The organism is Mesorhizobium sp. LNHC229A00 (genome assembly GCF_000502415.1).
In the GTDB taxonomy this organism is placed as follows: domain Bacteria; phylum Pseudomonadota; class Alphaproteobacteria; order Rhizobiales; family Rhizobiaceae; genus Mesorhizobium.
Map to the genome: position 1 here is coordinate 461103 of NZ_AYWQ01000002.1, position 17238 is coordinate 478340.

Consider the following 17238-nt stretch of genomic DNA (forward strand, 5'->3'; position numbering starts at 1 on the left):
CTTGGCTCACCCTGATCGTCGCGGCACGTCTTGCGAAATCCTTTTCGAACCATGCGGCTTTTCGCATGCTTCGCATCTGGTATCGTACAGGCCAGCGTCCGGCCGTCCACCTGTCGCTCGCGACAACAGCCGGAGAGGCCAATATGTTACGCCAATCCGGCCTGTTTTGTGCGACAAAATAAGACAGCACTACTGTCCTAAATTTTTATGGCAGAATTCGTAAACGCGCACAAGACCGATTCACAAAAAACTTGGAGCATCCGCGACATAAAATTACCCGGAGTTCCCGAAAAACGTAAGCTTAAGTCGTCCACGCTTGCCGCCACGTTGGCTGGCTTCAACGGTTTTCCGGCGCCTGGCCCTTGCGGTCGGCGCGTTAAACCGGTCAACTCCGGCTGAATTCCCCAACACAGGCAGATACATGTTCTTCGCTTCCGACAATTGGGCAGGCGCCCATCCCAATATCGTTGCCGGCCTGTCGGCCGCGGCCGGTGGCTTTGCCACCGCCTATGGTGACAGCGCCCTCGACGAGACGGTTTATCAGCGCTTCAGTGAAATTTTTGAACGCGAGGTCGCGGTGTTCTTCGTGGCAACCGGCACCGCCGCCAATTCGCTGTCGTTGACCACCTTCAACAAGCCGGGCGGCATTTCCTTCGCTCACCGAGAATCGCATGTCATCGAGGATGAATGTGGCGCGCCGGAGTATTTTTCCGGCGGCTCGCGGCTGCACGCCGTCGACGGTCCCCTGGGCAAGATCGATCCGCCCGATCTGGACAGGGCGATCGGCCGTTTCGCAAGTGAGGTCGTCCATTGGGGCCGGCCGATGGCCGTCTCGATCACCCAGTCGACCGAGGTCGGCACCGTCTATGGTCTGGACGACATTGACGCGATCTCGGCCATCGCCAAACAGCATTCCGTGCCCCTGCACATGGATGGCGCCCGCTTTGCCAATGCGCTGGCCGCGCTCGACACCACGCCGGCCGAAATGACCTGGAAACGCGGGGTCGATGTCCTGTCCTTCGGCGGTACCAAGAATGGTTGCTGGTGCGCCGAGGCGATCGTGCTGTTCGACCTCGACCGTGCCAAGGAACTGGCCTTCCTGCGCAAGCGTGCCGCACAGCTGCTTTCGAAGTCGCGTTTCGTCGCGGCGCAGTTCGAAGCCTATTTCAAGGACGGGCTTTGGCTCGACACCGCCAGGCATGCCAATGCCATGGCCGCGCGCCTCGCAGCGGCGATCGAGGATTCGGCCACCGCCAAGCTCGCTTGGCTGCCGCAGGCTAATGAGGTGTTCGCGGTGATTAAGAAAACCGAAGCCGACAGACTGCAGGCGGCAGGCGCGGCCTTCTATGACTGGCACAGGCCGCATGGTTTTGACGGCCATATCGGCGAGGACGAACTGCTCTATCGCTTCGTCACCAGCTTTGCCACGACGACTGAGGAAGTCGACCGCTTTGGCCAGTTGATCGCCGGATAACAATCAAACTTCGGACAAAAAAGCGGCGCCTCGCGGCGCCGCTTCCGTCTCGGGAGGAGACTTTGGATTTTTATTCGGCTGTCAGGCTGCCGTCTTGGCCTCGATCTGCTTGGCCTTGGCCGGAGCCGAGGTGATCGCGATCTTGCGCGGCTTCAGCTCTTCGGGAATGTTGCGCTTGAGGTCGACGAAGAGCAGGCCGTTCTTCAGCGCGGCGCCGACGACTTCAACGTGATCGGCAAGCTGGAAGCGGCGCTCGAAGGCTCTGGAGGCAATGCCGCGATAGAGCAGTTCGGAACCCTCGCCGGTGCCCTCGTCCTTGCGCTCGCCCTTCACGGTCAGCACGTTACGGTGAGCTTCGATCGAGATTTCCTCGTCCGAGAATCCAGCGACGGCCATCGAAATCCGGTAGGAATCCTCGCCGGTGCGCTCGATGTTATAGGGCGGATAGGTCTGCGCGCCGTCGGGCTGCGCAAGCGAATCCAGCATCGTGAAGAGACGGTCGAAGCCGACGGTCGAACGGTAAAGCGGGGAAAAATCAACGTGACGCATGAGGTGTTCTCCTGTTGAGCAACATGGTTTGCGTATGGTCGGTGCGAAACCCGCGAGCGGCGTTTCGGGAGGACCAGCGGCCCCATTGGCGACCGCAACCCACATCTGGGGAGCGCTCGAAAGCATTTCAAGTTTCGTTTGACGGCAAAAAAGAACGAGGCGGCCAACCTTCGATGAACGGCAGATGAACCGGTGCTTCGGCGTCCGTTCAGACAGCCAGCCCTAAAGTGGCTTTCAAGATCAAGGGTTGGCGGCGCCGGATTTACCGGGATGCCGCAACGAGGCCGAACCGGGTGTTAACGTCCCTTCCTCCCGGATCGACAGGGGCCGGAAGCGCGCTCAAAGCCGCTTCCGGCCTTCCCCGTCGCAGTCCTCCATAACCCGGATTTGCTTTGCTTTTGATGTGTTGGCGTCTATCACCGTAACGATGCCAGCCGCGACCGACTGGCGCGCAAGGACGCCGAGCACAAAGCGCCGAATGACGGATCTTTTCCACGACACTCCGCTCTTCCACGAAACCGAGGGCAATCCGCGACCGGAAAACGCCAAGGGCGGCTTTTTCACCACGCGCGACCGCAAGAAAATACGTTATGGCCTGTTCGCGGCGGTGGCGCGGCCGATGCGGGGCACCGTGGTGCTGCTCGGCGGCCGTAATGAGTGCATCGAGAAATATTTCGAGACCATCCGCGACCTTGCCGCACGCGGCTTTGGTGTCGCCATCCTAGACTGGCGCGGTCAGGGCGGTTCCGACAGGCTGATCCGCGATCGCCAGCGTGGCTATGTCAGGTCGTTCCGCGACTATACGGCTGACCTGGAGCAGTTCTTCGAAGAGATCGTGCTGCCGGACTGCCGCGGACCGTACTATATCCTCGCCCATTCGGCCGGCGCTGTGATCGCGCTGCTTGCCGCGCCGTCGATGGTGAACCGCGTGCGGCGCATGGTGCTGATCGCGCCGTTCCTGACATTGCCCGACCTGCCGGTCTCGATAGGGACGGTGCGCCGGATCTGTTCGTTTTTCTGCGCCCTGGGGCTCGGCTGGCTCTATGCCGCCTGGGGTCCAAGGCCGAGACACACGCTGCCCTTCGAAGCCAACAAGGTGACATCGGATCCGCAACGCTATCGCCGTAACACGCGCATTTATGAAGAATATCCCCAAATGGCGCTCGGCGGCCCGACGATCCGCTGGCTGCAGGCAGCGGCGAAGGCGTCGGCAGCCATTAGCGACCCCGACTTCATGGCCCGCATTCAGGTGCCTCTGCTGATCATTGCCGCTGGCGCCGACCAGGTCGTCTCGACCAGGGCGGTGGAGGCATATGCGAGAAATCTAAGGCTGGGTTCGCTGTTGATGATCGACGGCGCCAAGCACGAGATCCTGCAGGAAGCCGATCTCTACCGCGAACAATTCCTCGCCGCCTTCGACGCCTTCGTCCCCGGCTCGGACGACCCGACAGCCTGACAGGCCCGCGGCTCTTCCAAGGCCGGCATGGCTGAACCCCATTGTCAGGAAGAAAGACGTCGGCGGCGTTCAAGCAGGTCTACGGATACGCCCCGCGGAATTCCAGCGCTCCATAGCCCGCGCCGACCGGAAGTGACCTCAGCCGCGCAGGGCAGCCATGGCGGCGGCATGAAGCTCCGGTGTCGCGGCCGCCAGCACGTCGCCGCCATTCTCCGCCGGCCCGCCATCGAAAGTGGTGACGACCCCGCCTGCCTTCTCGATGATCGGGATCAGCGCGACGATGTCGTAGGGCTTCAAGCCGGGATCGGCGACGATGTCGACGCTCCCCGAGGCGATCATGGCGAAGGCATAGCAATCGGCGCCATAGCGGGCGAGCTGGATTTGCCGCTCGAACGCGTCATAGCGATTGCGCGCTTCGCCCTTGAACAGCGCCGGCGTTGTGGTGAACAACGTGGCCTCGGCCAGCTTCGTCGTCTTGCGGGTCGTCAGCTTGCGGGGCCCTCCCGGCCCCTCATAGTGAGATCCAGAGGCGTTGGCGTAGAACAGCTCGCCGGTGAAGGGCTGCGCCATCATGCCGGCGACCGCGTCACCATCGATCGTCAGCCCGACCAGCGTCCCCCACACCGGCAGGCCGGAGATAAAGGCGCGCGTGCCATCGATCGGATCGATCACCCAGACATGCCGGCTGGAGATGTTCTCGCTGCCATGTTCTTCGCCCAGGATGCCGTGATCGGGATACTCGGCCGATATCAGCGCCCGGATCGCGCGCTCGGCCTCGCGGTCGGCCTCCGTGACCGGATCGAAGCTGCCTTTTTCCTTGTTGGCGACCGCGCCCTGGGCGCGGAAGCGCGGCAAGGTCTCCGCCGCCGCCGCTTGCGCGATACGGCGCATGAAATCGATGCTGATGTCCAACTGATTCTCCCGCTTTGCAGCGCGCCCGAGCCGGGCCTGCCGCGACTTCGCCGCCAAGACAAGCTTGTTTATCGATTTATACGCCGCGATGACTGTTGCCGGAATGTCACTCCAACGTCATCGAAACGCAATTTCCACATCACTCTGAATTAAAAAAGCCTAAACGTCGCTTGACATTTGTGCGCTGCACAATACCCTCAATCTCGGACAGGGTTTCCTGTCCATGCCCTCCTTGGGCGTTTCCTCCCTAGACTTCGACCGTATCGTGCAAACGATGCGGTCTTTTTTTCACGGCCGCTCCTGGAGCGGGCCGCCCAAAGAAGCACACAAAATCTTGGGCAGTGGCACGCATGAGACAAGGCGTGGCCTTACTCCGCGGCCAGCGGCAGGTCGATGAAATGATGGTCCGGCATCGCCATCAGGTCGGCTGAAAACCGCGTCAGATCGTCGGCCAGCGCGTCGAAGCCGGCGGCTTTCTCGAATGTCCGCTCATTCATGTAGAGCCCGCGATTGACCTCGATCTGCAGCGCATGCAAATGACGCGCCGGACGGCCGTAATGCTCGGTGATGAACCCGCCGGCATAAGGCTTGTTGTGGGCAACCGTATAGCCCATCGCGGTCAATAGGCCGATCGCGGTTTCGGTCAGGGCCGCGGTGGCCGAGATGCCGAAACGGTCGCCGATGATGAAATCCGGCCGCAGCCCGCTGTCGCCGACACGGATGCTCGCCGGCATCGAATGGCAATCGATCAGCACGGCAAAGCCGAACCGGGCGTGGGTCTTGGTCAAAAGCCGTTTCAGCGTTTCGTGATAGGGCTTGTAGACGGCCTCGATGCGGGCAACCGCCTCGGCGAGTGGCAAGCGGCCCGAATAGATGTCGAGCCCCTCGCCCACCAGCTTCGGCACGGTGCCGAGGCCGCCGGCCACGCGCGCGGAGCGGATGTTGCAGAAGGACGGCACCGGCTCGGCGAACATGCGTGGGTCGAGTTCCCAGGGCTCGCGGTTGACGTCAAGATAGGCGCGCGGGAAATTCGCCGCCAGCATCGGGGCGCCGAGCGCCACGGCGCCGCCGAACAACTCGTCGACATAGCAATCCTCCGAGCGGCGGATGGCATTGCGATCGAGCCTTGCCATGGCAAGGAAGCGTTCGGGATAGTAGCGGCCGCTATGCGGCGAGTTGAACAGGAAGGGGACGCGCTGCTCGGCGCCCGACCGGATTTCGAAGGGTGGAAAGACCGAAAAATCCTCGGCTGCCGTCTTCAATTTGAACGAACCCGAAAACACCAGTGCATCATGGCATGAAACTGCCACCTTGCTGGCCGCATGTCCAGCATTTCGGCGGTCGTGCCGCTGGGCAAATATGGGTCAGGCGCGTCCGCGTTCACTTGATGTTTACTCTCACCTCCTCATATACAGGATGGTTAACGGGCCTGCTCCACGGCAGTCTCGGGCGGGTGATTCGGACGGGATATCATGGCACGCATTCTTCTGGCGGAAGACGACGACGATATGCGCCGGTTCCTCGTCAAGGCGCTGGAGCGCGCCGGCTATCAGGTCAGCGATTTCGACAACGGCGCCAGTGCCTATGAGCGGCTGCGCGAGGAACCGTTCTCGCTGCTTCTGACCGACATCGTCATGCCGGAGATGGACGGCATCGAACTGGCGCGGCGCGCCACCGAGATCGATCCCGACCTCAAGGTAATGTTCATCACCGGTTTTGCCGCCGTCGCGCTGAACCCGGATTCCAAGGCGCCGAAAGACGCCAAGGTGCTGTCCAAGCCCTTCCACCTGCGCGATCTGGTCNGCGCTGAACCCGGATTCCAAGGCGCCGAAAGACGCCAAGGTGCTGTCCAAGCCCTTCCACCTGCGCGATCTGGTCAACGAGGTCGAGAAGATGCTGCAGGCGGCTTGAACCGCCTTCCGCAAGCCGCCGGCGTCGGTCCACGGCCGCGGCGGGACGACGTGTTTTTCCTCTTTTCCTGCTATTGACGCGCCTGACCAAAAATGGTGTATGCGCGGCTTCGGATGGGCGTGTAGCTCAGCGGGAGAGCACTGCATTGACATTGCAGGGGTCACAGGTTCAATCCCTGTCACGCCCACCATCCAACCCACACATTCGGGCCTTGCAGCATGGCGCGCCTGTCTTGGCGCTACCGGAAATGGACGACGGGTGATCCGATCGCGAAACGCGTTTAGACCCCCGCGACAGCACACAGGCTTTTCATCCGCGAAATGGCAAGGTCGGGGTCGGCCAGCAACCCTGCCTGGTCGGCGAGGCGAAAGACTTCGGCATAATGGCGGATGCCGCGCGCCGACTGCATGCCGCCGACCATCGAAAAATGGTCCTGGTGGCCGTTGAGCCAGGCCATGAAGACAATGCCGGCCTTGTAATATTCAGTCGGCGCCTCGAAGATTTTTCGTGACAGCGGCACGGTCGGCGCCATCAGCGCGTCGTAGCCGGCACGATCGCCGTCAGCCAGTTTCGCCAGCGCGGCATTGGCGGCCGGCGCGATCGCGTCGAAAATGCCGAGCAGCGCATGCGAGTGCCGCTTGCCGTCTCCGGCGATCAGCTCGGGATAATTGAAGTCGTCGCCGGTGAACATCATCACGCCGTCCGGCAGCCGGTTCCTGAGCGCCACTTCCTTGCCGGCGTCGAGCAGCGATATCTTGATGCCTTCGACCTTGCCGGCATTGCGCTCCATGATGGCGATCACCGTATCGAGCGCGGTCTCGAAATCGTCACTTCCCCAATAGCCTTTCAAGGCCGGATCGAACATGTCGCCCAGCCAGTGCAGGATGACCTTGCCGGAGGCCTGGCCCAATATGCGGTCGTAAACCAGGGCGTAATCGTCCGGCCCCTTCGCCACGGCCGCCAGCGCGCGGCTGGCCATCATGATCGCCTTGCCGCCCTGGCCTTCGATGAAGGCGAACTGCTCCTCATAGGCGGCGACCACGTCGTCGACAGCCCGGGCCCTCGACGGAGCCAGATGGTCGGTTCCCGCACCCGAGGCGAGATCGGCGCCAGCGACGGTCCGCGCCTCCGCGATTGAACGGCGGATCAATTCCTGCGCATTCGTCCAATCGAAACCCATGCCGCGCTGCGACGTGTCCATCGCCTCGGCGATGCGGAAGCCGAGCCGCCATAGATGATGACGAAACGCCATCGTCCTGTCCCAATCGACAACGGGCCGCGACCATGGATCTGTCATTCCCAGCGGATCGGCGACGACATGCGCGGCGGCATAGGTGATGCGCGGAAACCGCGCGCCGATCACCGGCTGGACCGGCTGTCCGACAAGGGCGTAGGGTGTGCCGCGGCCACCCTCGCCAGGCAAGGCAATGTCCATGGATGTCTCCCTTCGCGGCTCCTATAAATGGAACGTTCCAATAAATCAACAAGCTTTGAGATTCGAGCTGGCCAAACTCGGCCAATGTTGCGCTGCACACGGAAAGCCTCGGGGAGGCTATATTTGACCACCCATGACCACTTCTCTTGATCGAGAAAAATCCTGATTGACTCATCCGTGGAACAGATATTAGAACGTTCCAATAAACCAATTGAAAAAACTGGGGAGGATATCTGGATGGCCAGCCGGGCGAAGGCGACGATCTTCGACATTGCCCGGGAAGCGGGCGTGTCCAAATCGACGGTGTCGCTCGTGCTCCAGGGCAGCGGGCTGATCCGCCCCGAAACCGCGGTCAAGGTCCGCAAGGCGATCGAGGATGTCGGCTATGTCTACAACCGCGGCGCCGCCAATCTGCGCAAGGCCCACTCCAACGTCATCGGCATGGTCATCAACGATCTCACCAACCCGTTCTTCGCCGAGCTGGCGGTCGGCATGGAACGGGTCTTCCAGTCGGCCGGCATCGTGCCCTTCATCGCCAACACGGCCGAGAATCCGGTGCGCCAGGAAGAGGTGCTGAAGTCTCTGATGGAACAGGGCGTCGCCGGGCTCATCGTTTCCCCGGCGCGCGGCACGACGCCAGGGGCGTTCCGGCGGCTGGAAATAGCCGGTCTGCCGATTGCCTTCGCCATGCGCCGGCTGCCTGAAAGCCGCATTCCGGTGATTGCTCCCGACAATCATCGGGGCGCCTATCTCGCGACCTCGCATCTGGTTGGCAAGGGGCATCGCCGCCTGGCCTTCTTCGGCGGCTCGTCCGACCTCGTCGTCTATCATGAGCGCCTGGGCGGCTTTCGCGAGGCCTGCGACACCCTCGGCATCGACGCCCGCGACGCGCTTATCATCGAGGGCGAGACCAATCGCAAGGGCGGCATGGCCTGCCTGGAAACGTCGCTCGCAATGACCGAGCCGCCAACCGCGGCCCTGTGCTTCAACGATGCCGTAGCCTTTGGCGTCATGCTGGCGCTGCGCAAGCGCGGACTTGAGCCGGGCGCGGATTTCGCTGTCGTCGGCTTCGACGACGTGGTCGAGGCCGAACATTATATGCCGCCGCTGACCAGCGTAGCGGTGGACTCCGCCGGCCTCGGCGAACGCGCGGCCCACGTCATGATCAAGATGATCCAGTCGCGCACCACGCGGGCCGAGGATCATATCGGCGCTGTCAATCTCGTGGTCAGGGAAAGCTGCGGCCCGGATCGCCGCACGCGAAAAAGGCCCGCGGCGGCGGGAACCGCGACATGAGCGTCAAATGGGGGCTGATCGGCTCCAGCACGATCGCCCGGCAATTCATGATCGACGCCATTCGCGCGCAACCCGATGGCGAAATATCAGCGGTGATGAGCTCCAATCCCGAACGCGCCATGGCCTATGCAATGGAAAATGGCATTCCAGCCGCCGTATCAAGTCTCGATGCCTTGCTCGGATCCGACATCGACGCCGTCTACATCTCGACCACCAATGAACTGCATTTCGAACAGGCGCTGGCCGCCGCCAGGGCGGGAAAGCATGTGCTGTGCGAGAAGCCGCTGGCGCTGACCAGCGATGACGCACGCAAGATGGTCGCCGCGGCCAAGGCCGCGGGCATCGTGCTCGGGACCAATCATCATCTGCGCAATGCCGGCGCGCACCGTGCCATGCGCGACGCCGTTGCCGCGGGCCGCATCGGCAACCCCATTGCCGCGCGTGTCTTCCATTCCGTCTACCTGCCCGAAAACCTGCAGGGCTGGCGCATCACCAGACCGGAGGCGGGCGGCGGGGTGGTGCTCGACATCACCGTGCACGATGCCGACACGCTGCGCTTCGTGCTTGGCGACGATCCGGTCGAGGTTTCCGCTTTCACGCAATCCGCCGGCATGGCCGGCAGCGGGCTGGAAGATGGCGCCATGTGCCTCTGGCGCTTCAAATCGGGCCTTATCGCGCAATCGCATGAGGGATTCACCACCAGGTTTGCCGACACCGGCTTCGAGGTGCACGGCTCGCGGGGCTCGCTCATCGCCCGCGATGTGATGACGCAAAAGCCGGCCGGCTCGGTCCTCTTGCGCACCGCCAGCGGCGAAGAACAGTTGAGCTTCGACCGCGAGGATCTCTACACGAGGTCGGTACGCGGGTTCCATGCCGCGGTCCGCGGCGAGGGCCAGCCTCCCGCCACCGGCGAGGACGGCATCTGGTCGCTCGCCTCTGCCGAGGCGGCATTGCAATCGGCGGCTTCCGGCAAGACCGTCAAGATCGACCCGAAACTCGGGAGCATGAATTGAGCAAGGTCGTCTCATCGGCGCACGCCGCCGGCCTGATCAAGGACGGCATGGTCGTCTCGGTGTCCTCGTCGAGCGGCCTCGGGTGTCCGGACGCCGTGCTCGCCGCGATCGGCGAACGCTTCGACAGCGAGGGCCATCCGAAGGATATCACCACGCTGCACCCGATCGCCGCCGGCGACATGTATGGCATCAAGGGCATCGATCATCTGGCGAAGCCTGGCCTCTTGAAGCGTACGCTGTGCGGCTCCTATCCGTCAGGCCCCTCCTCCGCCGAGCCGCCGCAAATCTGGAAGATGATCGGCGACAATGCGGTTGCCGCTTATAACGTGCCGTCCGGCATCCTGTTCGACATGCACCGCGAAGCCGCGGCCAAGCGGCCGGGCGTGCTGACCAAGGTCGGCCTCGACACTTTCGCCGACCCCCGCCATCAGGGCTGCGCCATGAACGCCGCCGCCGGCGAACCCATCGTGTCGGTGCAGCAATTCGACGGCGAGGAATGGCTCTATTTCCGCGCCATCGTGCCCCAGGTCTCGATCATTCGCGCCACCACGGCGGACGAGCGCGGCAACCTGACCTACGAGCATGAGGGCGCCTATCTCGGCGGCCTCGAACAGGCGCTCGCCGCCCGCAACAATGGCGGCATCGTCATCGCGCAGGTCAAGCGCGTCGTCGAGAACGGCACGCTGAAGCCGCATGACGTGCGCGTGCCCGGCGTGCTGGTCGACCATATTGTCGTCGCGCCGGACCAGTTGCAGACGACGCTGACGCCTTACGACCCGGCGATTTCAGGTGAAATCTTCCGGCCGCTGTCGAGCTTCCGCACGCCGGAGATGAATGTTCAGAAGGTAATCGCCCGCCGTGTCGCCATGGAGCTTCGCGACGGCATGGCCGTCAACATCGGCTTCGGCATTTCGGCCAACGTGCCGCGTATTCTTCTGGAAGAAGGCCAGCACGGCAAGGTCACCTGGCTGATCGAACAGGGCGCGGTCGGCGGCGTGCCGTTGCTCGACTTCAAGTTCGGCTGCGCCTCCAACGCCGAGGCGATCATGCCCTCGCCGCACCAGTTCATCTATTTCCAGGCCGGCGGCTTCGACGCTTCGCTGCTCTCCTTCCTGCAGATCGACCGCCACGGCTCGGTCAACGTCTCCAGGCTTTCGGCGCGGCCGCATGTCACCGCAGGCGCCGGCGGCTTCGTCGACATCACCTCACGGGCGAAGAAGATCGTCTTTTCCGGCTTCTTCAATGCCGGGGCCAAGCTGTCGCTCGCCAATGGCGGCATCCGCATCGACCAGGAAGGCAAGGTCAGGAAAGTCGTCGAGGAGGTCGAGCACATCTCCTTCTCCGGCAAGCGCGCCGTCGCGCAGGGACAGGACATCACCTATGTCACCGAGCGTTGCGTCATGAAGTTGACGCCGGACGGGCTGATGGTGACGGAACTGGCGCCGGGCATCGACCTCGAGCGCGATGTGCTGGCGCAGGCCGAGATCCCGCTCAATGTAGCCAACGACCTTAAGGTGACGCCGGCGCCGCTCTACCAGGATCGGCCGATCGGCCTGTCCCTGAATGGCGGCGCCTTGCTCGGAGGCGCGCATGGCTGAGCGCCTCGTCACCTTCGAGCGGGATGGCGCGATCGGCGTTGTCACCTTGCGCCGTCCGGAAAAGTTCAACGCGCTCGATATCCCGATGCTGCGCGCGCTGGAAGCGGCGCTGGAGGAGGCGGAGAGCGCGGAGGATGTCCGTGTCGTCCTCATAAGCGGACAAGGCAAGGGGTTTTGCGCCGGCGGCGATGTCGAGGCCTGGGGGAGCATGAGCGCAGCCGATTTCCAGGTGCAATGGGTGCGCTACGGCCACCGTGTCTTCGACCGGCTGGCGCGGCTGCGGCAACCGACCATCGCCGTTCTGTCCGGCCACGCGCTCGGCGGCGGGCTGGAACTGGCTGTGGCTTGTGATTTCCGCGTCGCCGAAACGCAGGTGAAGCTCGGCTTCCCCGAGACCTCGATCGGCGTCGTCCCCGGCTGGTCCGGCACGCAACGCGCGGTGCGTCGCTTCGGCGCCCAGACGGTGCGTCGCATGGCTGTCGGTGGCGAGATTTTCCTGGCACCGGAAGCGCTTGCGCTGGGTGTCGTCGACCGCGTCGTCGAAACCGGCAAGGCGTCGGATGAAGCCAGGATCTGGGCTGAAAAAATCGCCGAACGCGGACCACTGGCGACCGAAGCCGCCAAGCTCATGATCGCGGTTGCGGAGGGCGAGGAAAGTGCCGCTGCGACAGAAGCCTTGGCCAGCGGCTTCATCGCGCTCACCGGCGATCTCAAGGCCGGCGTCGGGTCCTTCAAGACCAAGCAGAAGCCCGTGTTTTCGCGTTCCTAGGACAGAGTGGAAATCATATGAATGCACCTCTGAGGATTTCCATGCCTGCCGAGGCCTCCGTGGCCCCTAAAGCATACAAGCTTCTGATCGACGGCAAGCATGTCGATGCCCGCGATGGCCGCGTGCTGGAACGCAAGAGCCCCGGCCACGGCTTCATGGTTTCACACTATGCCCAGGCGGGTGCCGCCGAAGTGGAAGCAGCGGTGCAGGCGGCGCACAGGGCCTTCGAGACCGGCCCCTGGCCGCGCATGAAAGCGTCCGAACGCGCCGCGATCCTGCTCAAGGCCGCCGACCTGATCGAGATCCGGCTGGAAGACATCGCCCGGCTCGATGCGCTGGAATCCGGCAAGCCGATCGCCCAAGCGCGCGGCGAGATCGGCGGCGCCGTCGACATCTGGCGCTATGCCGCCTCGCTTGCCCGAACGTTGCACGGCGAAAGCTACGCCAATCTCGGCGATGCCATGCTGGGCGTCGTGCTGCGCGAGCCGATCGGCGTCGTCTCGATCATAACGCCGTGGAATTTCCCGTTCCTCATCGTCAGCCAGAAACTGCCTTTCGCGCTCGCTGCCGGCTGCACGGCCGTGGTCAAGCCAAGCGAGATGACGTCTGCCTCGACCTTCGTGCTTGGCAATATCCTCTTGGAAGCCGGCGTTCCCGCTGGCGTCGTCAATATCCTCGCCGGTCTCGGCGCCGATGTCGGCGCGCCGATGGTCAGCCATCCCCTGGTCGAGATGGTTTCGTTCACCGGTTCCACCCGTGTCGGCAAGATGACCATGGCCGCGGCCTCGAATTCCCTGAAGAAGGTTTCGATGGAACTCGGCGGCAAGAACGGTCAGATCGTCTTCCCCGATGCCGATCTCGAGGCAGCTGCCGATGCCGCGGTATTCGGCGGCTTCTTCAACGCCGGCGAGTGCTGCAATGCCGGCAGCCGGCTGATCGTGCATGAGGCGATCGCCGACGACTTCCTGGCCGCCGTGAAGGCATTGACCGCCAGGGTAACCGTGGGCGATCCGCTCGACGACCTAACCAAGGTCGGCGCGATGATTTCGTCCGACCATCTGGCCAAGGTAACGGGTTACGTCGCGGCCGCAGCGAGTGAGGGCGGCAGCATCTACAGTGGCGGCGCGCAACTCCCTTCCAATGCCGGCCAATATCTCGATCCGACGATCTTACGCAACGTCACCGAAAACATGACGGTCGCGCGCGAGGAAGTGTTCGGGCCGGTGCTCTCGGTGCTGACTTTTGAATCGATTGAAAAGGCGTTGCGCATCGCCAACAACACGCCCTATGGTCTGTCGGCGGGTGTGTGGAGCGCCAGCATCGACACCTGCATGTCGGTGGCGCGGGGCGTGCGTTCGGGGACTGTCTGGGTGAACACGTTCATGGAAGGTTATCCAGAACTGCCGTTCGGGGGCTACAAGCAGTCGGGCCTGGGCCGCGAACTCGGCAAGCGCGCTGTCGAGGACTATACCGAGGAAAAGACAATCCAGTTTCATCGCGGCCAGCGCACCGGTTGGTGGGTCGGCTGAGTTGGGAAGAACCCGGTGGGCTGCCACCGGTCGTGTAATGCAACAAGGGAGGAAGTACATGTTGCGCAAACTGCTTATCGGAACGGCGCTCGCTTCGGGCCTGGCTTTCGCGGCCCATGCCGAGGACGTCAAGGAAGTGCAGATGCTGCATTGGTGGACGTCGGGTGGCGAAGCGGCTGCTCTCAACGTGCTCAAGGGCGATCTGGCCAAGGAAGGCTATGCCTGGAAGGACGTCCCCGTGGCCGGCGGCGGCGGCGATGCCGCCATGACCGCGCTGAAGGCGATGGTCGCGGCCGGCAACTATCCGACCGCCTCGCAGATGCTCGGCTACACCGTGCTCGACTATGCCGCTGCCGGCGTCATGGGCGACCTCACCGAGACGGCGAAGAAGGAAGGCTGGGACAAGTCGGTTCCGGCCGCCCTGCAGAAATTCTCCGTCTATGAGGGCAAGTGGGTTGCCGCTCCTGTCAACGTCCACTCCGTCAACTGGCTTTGGATCAACAAGTCGGTGATGGACAAGATCGGCGGCACCGAGCCGAAGACCTTCGATGATTTCATCGCCCTGCTCGACAAGGCCAAGGCGGCCGGGGTCACCCCGCTCGCGCTTGGTGGCCAGAACTGGCAGGAAGCAACCATGTTCGATTCCGTCGTGCTGTCGACCGGCGGACCTGAGTTCTACAAGAAGGCGATGAACGACCTCGACGACGCGTCGCTCAAGTCCGACACGATGAAGAAGTCGTTCGACAATCTCGCCAAGCTCGTCACCTATGTCGACCCGAACTTCTCTGGCCGCGACTGGAACCTCGCCACCGCCATGGTCATCAAGGGCGATGCGCTGGTGCAGGTCATGGGCGACTGGGCCAAGGGCGAGTTCCACGCCGCCAAAAAGACGCCGGGCACGGACTTCCTCTGCTACCGCTTCCCGGGCACCGACGGTTCGGTGATCTACAACTCGGACATGTTCGGCATGTTCAACGTTCCGGACGACCGCAAGGCCGCCCAGGTCGCTCTGGCCACCGCCACCTTGTCGAAGAGCTTTCAGTCGGCCTTCAACGTCGTCAAGGGTTCGGTTCCGGCCCGCACCGACGTGCCTGACACCGACTTCGACGCTTGCGGCAAGAAGGGTATCGCCGACCTGAAGAAGGCCAACGAAGGCGGCACCCTGTTCGGCTCGCTGGCCCAGGGCTATGGCGCGCCTCCGGCTGTCGCCAATGCCTATAAGGACGTCGTCTCGAAGTTTGTCCACGGTCAGATCAAGACCTCGGACGAGGCCGTGACCGAACTGGTCAAGGCGATCGACGACGCCAAGTAAGCGCCGGCCACAAAACACCTTCCCCGCTCCGGCGGGGAAGGTTTCCGGTCCGTGAGGCCGATCGCCCGGACGCCGACGGGAGGAACCCCATGAGCAGTGTAGCGACAACCCAGATCAAGCTGACACCGGAGCGGTCGCGCACCTCGGTGCGCTCGCGCCTGCAGGATGCCTTGCCCAAGATCGTGCTGGCGCCGAGCTTCGCCATCACCATCGTCTTCGTCTACGGCTTCATCCTGTGGACGATCTACCTGTCCTTCACCAACTCCAAGACCTTCCCCTCCTATGCCATTACGGGCGCGCGCGCCTATCAGCGATTGTGGGGCTGGACCTTCGACACCGACCCGCCATCGAGCTGGTACACGTCGATCACCAATATGGGGATTTTCGGCTTTCTCTACATTTTGATCTGCCTGGCGCTCGGCCTGTTCCTGGCCATCCTGCTCGACCAGAAGATTCGCGGCGAAGGGGTTTTGCGTCCCATCTACCTCTACCCGATGGCGCTCTCCTTCATCGTCACCGGCGTTGCCTGGAAATGGTTCCTCGACCCCGGCCTCGGTCTCGAACAGACGCTGCATCAATGGGGTTGGACGAGCTTCCATTTCGACTGGATCAAGAACAAGGATTTCGTCATCTATACCGTGGTCATCGCCGGCGTCTGGCAGGCCTCTGGCTTCATCATGGCGATGTTCCTGGCCGGCCTGCGCGGCATTGACGGGGAGATCATGAAGGCGGCGCAGATCGACGGCGCCACCACCTTCCAGCTCTATCGCCGCATCGTCATTCCGCTGTTGCGGCCGATCTTCCTGTCGGCCTTCATCGTGCTCGCGCACCTTGCCATCAAATCCTACGACCTAGTCGTGGCACTGACCAGCGGCGGCCCCGGCGGCTCGGCCTGGCTGCCGTCCAACTTCATGTATGAATACACCTTCAAGCGCAACGAAATGGCCGTCGGCTCGGCCAGCGCCGTGATCATGCTGATGACCATCGTCGCCATCATCGTGCCCTATCTCTATTCGGAACTTAGGGAGAAGTCGCGATGAGCGCCGTGACCACTCCCGTCCGCCAGGCCAGCGGCGGCATGAACGTCAAGATCGTCAACCGCATCGTGATCTACGGGCTTCTCGCGCTGTTCGCGCTGTTCTACCTGATGCCGCTATTCGTCATGCTGGTGACCTCGTTCAAGACCATGGACGAGATCCAGAACGGCAACATGCTGGCGCTGCCAAAGGCGCCGACCTTCGACCCCTGGTTCAAGGCCTGGGGCGAGACCTGCGTCGGCCTCACCTGCGCCGGCATCAAGGGTTATTTCTGGAACTCCATCAAGATGGTGGTTCCGGCCGTGCTTATCTCGACCATGTTGGGCGCGCTCAATGGCTACGTGCTGACCAAATGGCGTTTCCGCGGCGCGACCCTGGTGTTCGGGCTGATGCTATTTGCCTGCTTCATCCCGTTCCAATCGGTATTGCTGCCGATGGCGACGATCCTGGGCAGCCTCGGACGGTTCGGCGTGACGCTGCAGAACACGGTCGGAACCAGCTTCGGCCTCGGCAACCCGACGGTGAACCTGGTGTTCGTCCACGTCGTCTACGGCATCGGCTTCACCACGCTGTTCTTCCGCAATTATTATGAGGCGTTCCCGACCGAACTGGTCAAGGCCGCGCAGGTCGACGGCGCCTCCTTCTTCCAGATCTTTCGGCGCATCATGCTGCCGAACTCGATGCCGATCTTCGTCGTCACCGTCATCTATCAATTCACGAACATCTGGAACGACTTCCTGTTCGCCTCCGCCTATGCCGGCACCGGCGACGCCATGCCGATGACGGTGGCGCTCAACAACGTCGTCAACACCTCGACCGGCGTCGTCGAATACAACGTCAACATGGCGGCCGCGATGATCGCGGCCCTGCCCACCCTCCTCGTCTACGTGCTCGCAGGCCGCTATTTCGTGCGTGGCCTGATGGCGGGCGCGGTCAAAGGATAACCA

At 62.9% G+C, this 17238-nt stretch carries 14 protein-coding genes, 1 tRNA gene and 2 pseudogenes; 13 read left to right on the forward strand and 4 right to left on the reverse strand.

The genetic code is table 11. From position 1 onward, the window contains the following. Nucleotides 1-421 precede the first annotated feature (421 nt). Nucleotides 422-1474 carry a low specificity L-threonine aldolase gene (locus tag X742_RS164280; protein ID WP_023770510.1) on the forward strand — a complete coding sequence of 351 codons (1053 nt, stop codon included), beginning with the start codon at nucleotides 422-424 and terminating at the stop codon, nucleotides 1472-1474. An 81-nt stretch (nucleotides 1475-1555) separates the two neighbouring features. Here X742_RS164280 and X742_RS164275 read toward each other — a convergent pair whose 3' ends face one another. Beyond that, on the reverse strand, nucleotides 1556-2023 hold the full coding sequence (locus X742_RS164275) for an Hsp20 family protein (RefSeq protein WP_013893124.1): 468 nt from the start codon (nucleotides 2021-2023) through the stop codon (nucleotides 1556-1558). 478 nt (nucleotides 2024-2501) lie between these two features. Between X742_RS164275 and X742_RS164270 the strand changes: the two genes are divergently transcribed. Continuing rightward, nucleotides 2502-3479, forward strand: coding sequence for an alpha/beta hydrolase (locus X742_RS164270; protein WP_023770511.1), 978 nt, complete (start codon nucleotides 2502-2504; stop codon nucleotides 3477-3479). Nucleotides 3480-3617: 138 nt separating this feature from the next. Here the strand turns inward: X742_RS164270 and hisN are convergent, their stop codons facing one another. Further along, entirely contained in the window at nucleotides 3618-4391 is a 774-nt protein-coding gene (hisN, locus tag X742_RS164265) for a histidinol-phosphatase (RefSeq protein ID WP_023770512.1), read from the reverse strand. Between the two features lie 368 nt (nucleotides 4392-4759). Then, entirely contained in the window at nucleotides 4760-5701 is a 942-nt protein-coding gene (locus X742_RS164260) for an N-formylglutamate amidohydrolase (protein WP_023770513.1), read from the reverse strand. 162 nt (nucleotides 5702-5863) lie between these two features. On the opposite strand from X742_RS164260, the pseudogene X742_RS0135980 reads away from it, so the two are divergent. The 3 genes and pseudogenes from X742_RS0135980 to X742_RS164255 form a co-directional block, all read left to right on the forward strand. Then, nucleotides 5864-6193, forward strand: a pseudogene (locus X742_RS0135980) (response regulator); the annotation flags it as partial. A 1-nt stretch (nucleotide 6194) separates the two neighbouring features. Further along, nucleotides 6195-6302: pseudogene (locus tag X742_RS1000000173805) on the forward strand (response regulator); the annotation flags it as partial. A gap of 115 nt (nucleotides 6303-6417) precedes the next feature. Next, a tRNA-Val gene (locus X742_RS164255) sits at nucleotides 6418-6492 on the forward strand. Between the two features lie 90 nt (nucleotides 6493-6582). On the opposite strand, the gene X742_RS164250 is transcribed toward X742_RS164255, so the two are convergent. Next, nucleotides 6583-7737 (reverse strand): dihydrodipicolinate synthase family protein, encoded by a 1155-nt coding sequence (locus X742_RS164250; RefSeq protein ID WP_023770515.1) that lies wholly within the window; start codon nucleotides 7735-7737, stop codon nucleotides 6583-6585. A 237-nt stretch (nucleotides 7738-7974) separates the two neighbouring features. Here X742_RS164250 and X742_RS164245 point away from each other — a divergent pair, with 237 nt between their 5' ends. From X742_RS164245 to X742_RS164210, 8 genes are all read left to right on the forward strand, one after another. Continuing rightward, the gene (locus X742_RS164245) at nucleotides 7975-9033 is read left to right on the forward strand and encodes a LacI family DNA-binding transcriptional regulator (RefSeq protein ID WP_023770516.1); all 1059 of its coding nucleotides are present in this window, start codon (nucleotides 7975-7977) and stop codon (nucleotides 9031-9033) included. Then, nucleotides 9030-10046 carry a Gfo/Idh/MocA family oxidoreductase gene (locus X742_RS164240; protein ID WP_023770517.1) on the forward strand — a complete coding sequence of 339 codons (1017 nt, stop codon included), beginning with the start codon at nucleotides 9030-9032 and terminating at the stop codon, nucleotides 10044-10046. Before X742_RS164245 ends, X742_RS164240 begins: the two co-directional genes overlap by 4 nt. After that, on the forward strand, nucleotides 10043-11644 hold the full coding sequence (locus X742_RS164235; RefSeq protein ID WP_023770518.1) for an acyl CoA:acetate/3-ketoacid CoA transferase: 1602 nt from the start codon (nucleotides 10043-10045) through the stop codon (nucleotides 11642-11644). The genes X742_RS164240 and X742_RS164235 overlap by 4 nt, the downstream gene beginning before the upstream one ends. Next, the gene (locus X742_RS164230; RefSeq protein ID WP_023770519.1) at nucleotides 11637-12413 is read left to right on the forward strand and encodes an enoyl-CoA hydratase/isomerase family protein; all 777 of its coding nucleotides are present in this window, start codon (nucleotides 11637-11639) and stop codon (nucleotides 12411-12413) included. Before X742_RS164235 ends, X742_RS164230 begins: the two co-directional genes overlap by 8 nt. 17 nt (nucleotides 12414-12430) lie before the next feature. Then, entirely contained in the window at nucleotides 12431-13942 is a 1512-nt protein-coding gene (locus X742_RS164225) for an aldehyde dehydrogenase family protein (RefSeq protein WP_023770520.1), read from the forward strand. 58 nt (nucleotides 13943-14000) lie between these two features. Next, the gene (locus tag X742_RS164220; protein WP_031240042.1) at nucleotides 14001-15254 is read left to right on the forward strand and encodes an ABC transporter substrate-binding protein; all 1254 of its coding nucleotides are present in this window, start codon (nucleotides 14001-14003) and stop codon (nucleotides 15252-15254) included. 89 nt (nucleotides 15255-15343) lie between these two features. Continuing rightward, the gene (locus X742_RS164215; RefSeq protein WP_015315823.1) at nucleotides 15344-16294 is read left to right on the forward strand and encodes a sugar ABC transporter permease; all 951 of its coding nucleotides are present in this window, start codon (nucleotides 15344-15346) and stop codon (nucleotides 16292-16294) included. Then, entirely contained in the window at nucleotides 16291-17235 is a 945-nt protein-coding gene (locus X742_RS164210; protein ID WP_023770522.1) for a carbohydrate ABC transporter permease, read from the forward strand. The genes X742_RS164215 and X742_RS164210 overlap by 4 nt, the downstream gene beginning before the upstream one ends. Nucleotides 17236-17238 lie beyond the last annotated feature (3 nt).

What these genes read in the sequence shown, in the direction of transcription:
- X742_RS164275 (WP_013893124.1), bottom strand. Translation starts at nt 2,023, where the DNA reads ATGCGTCACGTTGATTTTTCCCCGCTTTACCGTTCGACCGTCGGCTTC.
- X742_RS164220 (WP_031240042.1), top strand. Translation starts at nt 14,001, where the DNA reads ATGTTGCGCAAACTGCTTATCGGAACGGCGCTCGCTTCGGGCCTGGCT.
- X742_RS164225 (WP_023770520.1), top strand. Translation starts at nt 12,431, where the DNA reads ATGAATGCACCTCTGAGGATTTCCATGCCTGCCGAGGCCTCCGTGGCC.
- X742_RS164245 (WP_023770516.1), top strand. Translation starts at nt 7,975, where the DNA reads ATGGCCAGCCGGGCGAAGGCGACGATCTTCGACATTGCCCGGGAAGCG.
- X742_RS164250 (WP_023770515.1), bottom strand. Translation starts at nt 7,737, where the DNA reads ATGGACATTGCCTTGCCTGGCGAGGGTGGCCGCGGCACACCCTACGCC.
- X742_RS164270 (WP_023770511.1), top strand. Translation starts at nt 2,502, where the DNA reads ATGACGGATCTTTTCCACGACACTCCGCTCTTCCACGAAACCGAGGGC.
- X742_RS164215 (WP_015315823.1), top strand. Translation starts at nt 15,344, where the DNA reads ATGAGCAGTGTAGCGACAACCCAGATCAAGCTGACACCGGAGCGGTCG.
- X742_RS164240 (WP_023770517.1), top strand. Translation starts at nt 9,030, where the DNA reads ATGAGCGTCAAATGGGGGCTGATCGGCTCCAGCACGATCGCCCGGCAA.
- X742_RS164230 (WP_023770519.1), top strand. Translation starts at nt 11,637, where the DNA reads ATGGCTGAGCGCCTCGTCACCTTCGAGCGGGATGGCGCGATCGGCGTT.
- X742_RS164210 (WP_023770522.1), top strand. Translation starts at nt 16,291, where the DNA reads ATGAGCGCCGTGACCACTCCCGTCCGCCAGGCCAGCGGCGGCATGAAC.
- X742_RS164280 (WP_023770510.1), top strand. Translation starts at nt 422, where the DNA reads ATGTTCTTCGCTTCCGACAATTGGGCAGGCGCCCATCCCAATATCGTT.